We start from the raw sequence: 7,276 nt of genomic DNA, 5'->3' as shown, positions 1-7,276 counted from the left end.
AACAGCCCACTTTGTTTCTTTTGAATAAACGTTTTTGCCCATGCAAAAACACCTCCGATTTTTCACTTTTAATAAGTGTATCATTTCGAAGGTGTTTTATTGTGTCCCATCTACCTAGGTTAGTCTAGGGCAAAGGCTTTTTTGTTGTTATCTGAACGCTCGGGGGGTCTAGCTATTCATAATCTAGTAGGCGGGCACAAATAATTGTGGTTTTTACCACATTTGTTTCCTAATCTGTTGATGTGATTGAACGATAAGACTATTTTTGTCCATTTGAGTCATAAAAGTAAAGTGCTCAGTGGCTTATCGACGAAAATTACGTTCTATCAGGTGAAATGCGCATGATTACAGGTGAAAAGTCAGGCATCTCAGGTGGTCCAGAGCACTTCTCAGGTGGTTACAGCTAATTTACCGGTGAACGCGTAATAAATATAAAAACACGTACCGTAAAACATATCATTACTGCTTAGCTCACTTCTTTGATGGATGATTGGAGTGCAAGCTGCGTTCCTACTACTACTTGGAAATCATCTTGCACAATACAGCAACAATCGTTTAAACAATTGCCTGTCTATAGGATTATTGTTTATGACTCTTTGTATGTATAAAGCTATCAGTTGTCTGTTTTAAACATCTATCATGAGTGTATAAAGGTTGTCTTTAAGCCTCAAATATAAGAATTTAAATAAGGAACTTGGATGTCCAAGTTCCTTATTATATTTCTATTTGTGATTTTTTTTCTTCATGCGTTGGTGCAGTCCCTTGAAGGGGAAGTACGATGGTGAAGGTCGTTATGTTATCATCTGATGAACAGCTAATGGACCCGTTATGTTTTTCAATGATTTTTTTGCACACAAATAGCCCTATACCCGTGCCTAATTCTTTTGTTGTGAAAAATGGCTCGAAAATCGTACTGATTGCTTCGGGTGGAATCGCTGGGCCGTTATTAGAAATAGTAATATGTACATTATCCTGACCTTCAATCTTGGTAAAAATCATGATTCTTCGATTCTGTCTCATTTGACGCAGTGCATCGATCGAGTTCATGATCAGGTTCAGCAGTACTTGTTTCAACTCGTCCTTGTGTGCCCTTAATGTAATCGTAGGATCAATACGCGGAATGACCGTCACATCTGCATCCACTAAACTTGGATACATAAAGTCTAGAATATCTGTGAATAAATCTTCTAAAGAAAAATCCTCAGCTTCCCGTTCTTGAATCCCTTTTCTAGAGGCATGAAGAAATTGAGAGATACGAAAGTTCAATTGTGTTAATTCATGACTAATTATATCGATGTATTTCATGTTAGGGTTCTCTTGCTGCATAAGTTTTACAAAACCCATAACAGCTGTCAAAGGATTTCTGAACTCATGTACAAAACTAGATGACATCTGTCCTAAAATGGTTAAACGTTCTTTGTGACTTTGGTCGATGAATACTGTTTTTTCCTCAATCTCCATATCCTTCAGCTGTGTATACTTCTTTACGGCTTGATATAAAAACTCATCAAACAGAAAATTGATCTTCTCAATTACAGGCTGTAACTGCTCGATGGATATGCCAGAGCCCGTCACAAAACGGACGATCTCACTTCGTCCAAGGTTCACATTGTATACGAATTCACCAATATTGATCTTAGCTTCTAACCGCTGAACAGCGACTTCATGTGCGAGGCGCATAATTTCTTCGGGAGATAGTTTGTGTCGTAAGGATTGTTTAACTAGCGCAACCATATGCAAGGCATTATCTATTACTTTTTCTTTATGTACATCATGATTCGAGATCACAATTCTTTGGTGCCAATCATGTAAGTAAGTAGGCAAGTTATCATCCATATATGTGATTAGACTTTCTGTTATGTCCACTGCTCGCACCTCTTTCAACATTAGAATCATGGAAAGAATAAAATTTGAATCAGCCAACGTTTGATATATAAAAGTATTTATACTACATATAGTAATGGAAACATAAACGAAATGCCATATGGAGTTTACAATTTTTTCATTAAATGTTGAAAATGATGTAGGTATTTCGACAGAGAGCAACGAAATCATTCATGTTATCTCATTTATTACTTTTTCGGTATGAATGAAAAACTATCCTTTAAATTTTACGTACTATTTGAAATATATTTTTGTGATTTTTTCTACATCTTAGAATCGTGATGAATTAAATTGGAGAGATGGTAACAATCGGTGCGAGCATCCTTTCCATCTGCTTTATCTCTTCAATAACTACTCATGAAATAGTTGGCATAGTACAATCTTGCCATCACATACCCTTAAACGACATGCAATCGTGAGGAGGGAATTTCATGTTTAAACGTTTTAACCGGCTAGCGATCGAATTGCCGACACCGACCAATCCTGATGCGAATGCGGCAGCGGCAGTTCAAGAGTTGCTAGGCGGTCGTTTTGGTGAGATGTCGACTCTTAATAACTATATGTACCAATCTTTTAACTTTAGAAAAAGAGGAAAATTAAAACCGTTTTTTGACTTAGTCTCAAGTATTACGGCAGAAGAATTTGGCCATGTTGAGCTTGTTTCGCACACGATTAATATGATGATCTATGGTACGACACATCCTGGAGATGTGAACGACGCACCGATGGCAGCTGCAACAGATAAAAGGAACACTCAACATTTTATTGGAACAGCACAAACATCGTTCCCGTTTGATTCGATGGGAAAAGCTTGGAACGGGGATTATGTGTTCAGCAGCGGGAATCTACTTCTTGATCTTCTGCACAATTTTTTCTTAGAGTGTGGAGCTAGAACACATAAGATGAGAGTTTATGAGATGACGAGTAACCCTGTTGCACGAGAGATGATCGGCTATCTTCTTGTACGCGGTGGTGTGCACGTATTGGCTTATGCAAAAGCGATCGAGATGGTAACAGGCGTTGATATTAAGAAGATGCTTCCCGTTCCTGATCTAGAGAACTCGGCGTTTGAAACGACGAGGAAATTTGAAGCTGAAGGCGTACACCGAAAGTTATATACGTTCAGTGATACGGATTATCGAGATATCGCATTAATCTGGGCTGGTCAGCATCCGTTAGGAGGACCGCTTGAGACGGTGATTGGTGCTCCTGCTGGTGCTCCGATGCCTGAATTGCGTTCCATCTCTGAAGAGTTCGCACCGGGTATCTCTCATGAAGATTTTATGCAGATTGCTGAAAGACTGAAGAAAAATGCAGGAATAAGTTGATCGACCGGCGTACCTTGCGTCGGTTTTTTTTATGGTATGTTTATAGATTTTGTAAGAAAGTGAAGGGAAGTACGGGAGATGACATACAGATAAATTAAGTGGTTGATCCTGCTCATTCCAACATTTTCTGTTGGCTTATGGGAGTACGTTAGACATACGGTGCTATTGCCTTATATATCGATGAGCATGGGAAACTAGCTCTCTGCCATCATCGTTTTTCTGGTGATGCTTTATTTTTAAAATATCTTGTTTGGAAGATTAGAGCGGATGCAGCAAGAGCTTCAGAGAGAACGGGCTGAGAAAGGACAGTTGGGGGTCTGACCCCCAACTGTTTTTGCATTTGTTCACACAATAGTTATGGTTTGGAAGTTTATCTTCTACATACTTATGATAAAACTAAAGGTAGAATCGTCATTATGTAATAATGGAGGTATATTCATTTATGAATCCAATAAAAACGTTAAAAACCGTAGGGTATCTTGAAGGGGCTTCGTTCTTGATTCTTCTTTTCATAGCCATGCCATTGAAGTATTTCTTAGATCAGCCGATGGCCGTATCGATCGTTGGTGCTCTTCATGGTCTATTGTTCGTTCTTTATATTCTCGTCATTCTGTATGTATACAACGTGAAAAAATGGCCGATCATGCGTGCTTTCTTAGCACTTTTATCTTCTGTACTGCCTTTCGGACCGTTCATTTTCGACCGTAAGTTTTTAAAAGATTAATATGATGCGAAGGGAGCCAGTTTTTATGAGGGCTCTCTTTTTGTTAGAAAAAGCTAGAATCAATCTGTCGGGGTTTGTCGAAAAGCCTATATTTTTTGATTTCGACTTAATTACTGCTGATTTTGACTTATTAATTTTATTTTAGACTTAATGGATTGCATTTCCGGCTTAATGACTAGCGATTTCGACTTAATCATCCCCAACAGCCATATTTCGCCAAAGAGATGTACTTTCCGAACATACACATTAAATCAAATTGTCCTCTCACGACAGAATATGCACTTCCTCACAAATCACTGAAACAAAGTTCTTTCAACACAATCCAGCCATGTTAAGAATTCGTGTAAATTGTTTTAATTTTCTAATTTTCGGCTATTTATACTTTAATATGGTTTCTAATAGGAGGAACACGCTTATGATTAAAGCACTTCTACTCAATGCGTCTCTTAAGAGTGGTGAAGAAGTCTCCAATACCGAAAGCTTGATGAACGAAGCGGTGCATATTTTCAATAAGAACAACATAGATACAGAGATGGTAAGACTTGCTGATTACAGGATCGCCTATGGCGTTTCAGCAGATGAGGGAGAGGGTGACGAGTGGCCAGAGATTTTTGAGAAAGTAAAGTCCGCTGATATCGTTATCATCGGAACACCGCTCTGGCTCGGAGAAAAGAGTAGCCTTGCAACACAAGCGATCGAGAGGCTATACGGCGCGAGTGGTATGACGAACGAAAAAGGCCAATATATATTTTATAACAAGGTGGCTGGTGTTGTTGTGACAGGTAATGAGGATGGAGCGAAACACGCAAGTGCTTCTATTCTGTACGGCTTGTCTCACATTGGATTCACGATACCGCCGAATGTGGATACATATTGGGTTGGTGAAGCAGGTCCAGGACCTTCCTATATAGAGGCGGAAGGCAATGATAATGATTTTACGATGCAGCACAATAAAATAATGACGTACAATCTGATTCACTTTGCAAAGCTATTAAAAGAACATCCTATTCCAACAGAAGGCAATGTGGTAGAAAGTAATAGCTAATTAAGGGAGGATATTTATGGCAATCGATCAGGTAACGGTAGAACGATTAATTGGGCAATTCGAAAGGATCAGATCATTATCAGAAAAGCTTGCATCAAAACTTCAAAATGAAGATACGATCATTCAAGCAATGCCAGATGTGAGTCCGCCAAAGTGGCATCTTGCACATACGACATGGTTTTTTGAACGGTTCATCTTAAAAGAAAAAAATTCCTCGTACGCTCCATTTAATCCTAAGTTTGATTATCTTTTTAATTCCTACTATGAAACGATTGGCTCTTATCATCCCAGACATTCTAGAGGTGTGCTTTCCAGGCCATCGATGGATGAAGTGTATGCGTATCGCGATTATGTGAACACAGAAATTTTGGGTCTTCTAAGAGACTATGGAGATCAGGTTCCAAAAGAAGTGGAAGATTTGATTGAAATCGGTCTTCAACATGAACAGCAGCACCAAGAACTTCTTTTAACAGATGTAAAATATAACTTTAGCTGCAATCCTTTGCTACCTTCCTACACAGAAACTTCTACTACCAATCACACAAAAACTGAGCAAAAATCACAAGTTACTGAAATTAAGATCGAAGGAGGACTCGTTGAAATTGGTTTTGAAGGACCTGGGTTCTCATTTGATAATGAACGGCCTCGTCACAAGGTTTGGCTGAATGCTTATCAGATATCTTCCCATCCCGTAACGAACGGAGAATACCTTTCATTTATTGAGGCGGGGGGATATGAACAGCCTGAGCATTGGTTGTCGGATGGCTGGGCAACCGTTAAAAAAGAAAAATGGAAACATCCTCTTTATTGGCGTAAGAGCGAGGATGGGTGGTACACGTTCACATTAACAGGTGAAAAGAAATTGAATCTAGATGAACCTGTTTGCCATGTAAGTTTTTATGAAGCGGATGCCTTTGCTAGGTGGAGCGGAAAAAGGCTGCCAACAGAAGCAGAGTGGGAACACGCGATGAGTTCCATCCCAATAGAAGGGAATTTTGTAGAAGACGAATCTTACCATCCGATGGCTAGTGAAACTCATACTAAATCACCGATTAAGAAAGCATTCGGAGATGTATGGGAATGGACCAGCAGCCCATACACCTCGTATCCAGAGAGCAAACCTCTTGAAGGTGCACTCGGTGAATACAACGCGAAGTTCATGTGCAATCAGATCGTGTTGCGTGGAGGATCATGTGCGACATCTAAATGGCATATTCGACCTACTTATCGCAACTTTTTTCAAGCGGATAAAAGATGGCAGTTTAGCGGAATTCGCTTAGCGGGGGATCTCACATGAAAACGGTAAAATCGAACGTCCATTATCACATCGGAAACGAACCAGAAACAGATATGTACGGTGAGGTACTCCACGGACTACAACAAGAAAAGAAATTCATTTCACCCAAGTATTTTTATGATAAAAAAGGTTCTGAACTGTTTGAAGCGATTACGATGCTCTCCGAATATTATCCGACTCGAACAGAACTTTTGATCTTAAATAAATACAAACATGAAATGGCCAAAGCGATTGGAAGCGATACGGCACTCGTAGAGTTCGGAAGCGGAAGCAGTGAAAAAGTGAGAACCCTCCTTGAGGCGATGCCTGAACTTAAAGAATATGTACCGATTGATATCTCTAAAGATTTTCTGTATCAATCCGCACGTGCGCTTTCGATGGAGTATCCTCATCTCGACGTTCATGCGGTGTCTGCGGATTACACGGATAAGTTTGAGATGCCAGAGCTCTCATCAAAACGAAAAGCTGTATTCTTTCCAGGGTCTACGATCGGAAACTTTGAGCCTCAAGAAAGAATGAATTTTTTAAAGATGACAGCAGAATTCCTTAAACCAAATGGTGGTTTATTAATCGGAGTGGATATGAAAAAAGATCATGCCGTGTTAAATGCGGCTTACAATGATAATAAAGGGATTACAAGTCAATTTAATACAAATTTATTGAATCGCCTGAACAGAGAACTTTTGGCAAACTTTGACCTTGAAAAATTTAAACATCATGCGTTCTACCATGCAGAGAAGGGCCGAATTGAGATGCATCTTGTAAGCCTGATCAATCAGATGATAACGATCGGCGATAAAAATATCTCCTTTTCTGAGGGGGAGACCATTCACACGGAGAATTCTTATAAGTTTACGATTAAAGAGTTTCAACATATCGCGAAAGCATGTGGGTTCACTCCAAAACAAGTATGGTGTGATGATAAGAACTGGTTCAGTATGCATTATCTGGTTGTAGAGTAGATGTAAAACTAGGGGACTCCTTTTATAAGGAGTTTC

The 7,276-nt window shown here is 39.4% G+C and carries 6 protein-coding genes; 5 read left to right on the top strand and 1 reads right to left on the bottom strand.

The features are described from left to right. Window positions 1-714: 714 nt before the first annotated feature. Entirely contained in the window at window positions 715-1,866 is a 1,152-nt protein-coding gene (locus tag ACFS5O_RS19310) for a histidine kinase N-terminal domain-containing protein (protein WP_318300152.1), read from the bottom strand. Window positions 1,867-2,315: 449 nt separating this feature from the next. Here ACFS5O_RS19310 and ACFS5O_RS19305 point away from each other — a divergent pair, with 449 nt between their 5' ends. From ACFS5O_RS19305 to egtD, 5 genes are all read left to right on the top strand, one after another. Continuing rightward, window positions 2,316-3,212 carry a manganese catalase family protein gene (locus tag ACFS5O_RS19305; protein WP_066391910.1) on the top strand — a complete coding sequence of 299 codons (897 nt, stop codon included), beginning with the start codon at window positions 2,316-2,318 and terminating at the stop codon, window positions 3,210-3,212. A 442-nt stretch (window positions 3,213-3,654) separates the two neighbouring features. Further along, window positions 3,655-3,936 carry a DUF3817 domain-containing protein gene (locus ACFS5O_RS19300; protein ID WP_198766413.1) on the top strand — a complete coding sequence of 94 codons (282 nt, stop codon included), beginning with the start codon at window positions 3,655-3,657 and terminating at the stop codon, window positions 3,934-3,936. A 415-nt stretch (window positions 3,937-4,351) separates the two neighbouring features. After that, window positions 4,352-4,981 (top strand): flavodoxin family protein, encoded by a 630-nt coding sequence (locus ACFS5O_RS19295; RefSeq protein WP_318300153.1) that lies wholly within the window; start codon window positions 4,352-4,354, stop codon window positions 4,979-4,981. 16 nt (window positions 4,982-4,997) lie between these two features. Then, the gene (egtB, locus tag ACFS5O_RS19290) at window positions 4,998-6,278 is read left to right on the top strand and encodes an ergothioneine biosynthesis protein EgtB (RefSeq protein ID WP_205725509.1); all 1,281 of its coding nucleotides are present in this window, start codon (window positions 4,998-5,000) and stop codon (window positions 6,276-6,278) included. Further along, window positions 6,275-7,240: an L-histidine N(alpha)-methyltransferase gene (gene egtD, locus ACFS5O_RS19285; protein ID WP_205725510.1), complete on the top strand. Its 966-nt coding sequence runs from the start codon at window positions 6,275-6,277 to the stop codon at window positions 7,238-7,240. Before egtB ends, egtD begins: the two co-directional genes overlap by 4 nt. Window positions 7,241-7,276: the final 36 nt, after the last annotated feature.

This window comes from Fictibacillus nanhaiensis (assembly GCF_042686385.1).
Classification (GTDB): Bacteria; Bacillota; Bacilli; order Bacillales; family Fictibacillaceae; genus Fictibacillus; species Fictibacillus nanhaiensis.
The sequence above is the reverse complement of the archived record's forward strand: the minus strand, read 5'-3'. Positions and strand labels throughout refer to the sequence as shown.

Coding starts and splice junctions, on each gene's coding strand:
- ACFS5O_RS19300 (WP_198766413.1), top strand. CDS start 3,655: ATGAATCCAATAAAAACGTTAAAAACCGTAGGGTATCTTGAAGGGGCT.
- egtD (WP_205725510.1), top strand. CDS start 6,275: ATGAAAACGGTAAAATCGAACGTCCATTATCACATCGGAAACGAACCA.
- ACFS5O_RS19305 (WP_066391910.1), top strand. CDS start 2,316: ATGTTTAAACGTTTTAACCGGCTAGCGATCGAATTGCCGACACCGACC.
- ACFS5O_RS19295 (WP_318300153.1), top strand. CDS start 4,352: ATGATTAAAGCACTTCTACTCAATGCGTCTCTTAAGAGTGGTGAAGAA.
- egtB (WP_205725509.1), top strand. CDS start 4,998: ATGGCAATCGATCAGGTAACGGTAGAACGATTAATTGGGCAATTCGAA.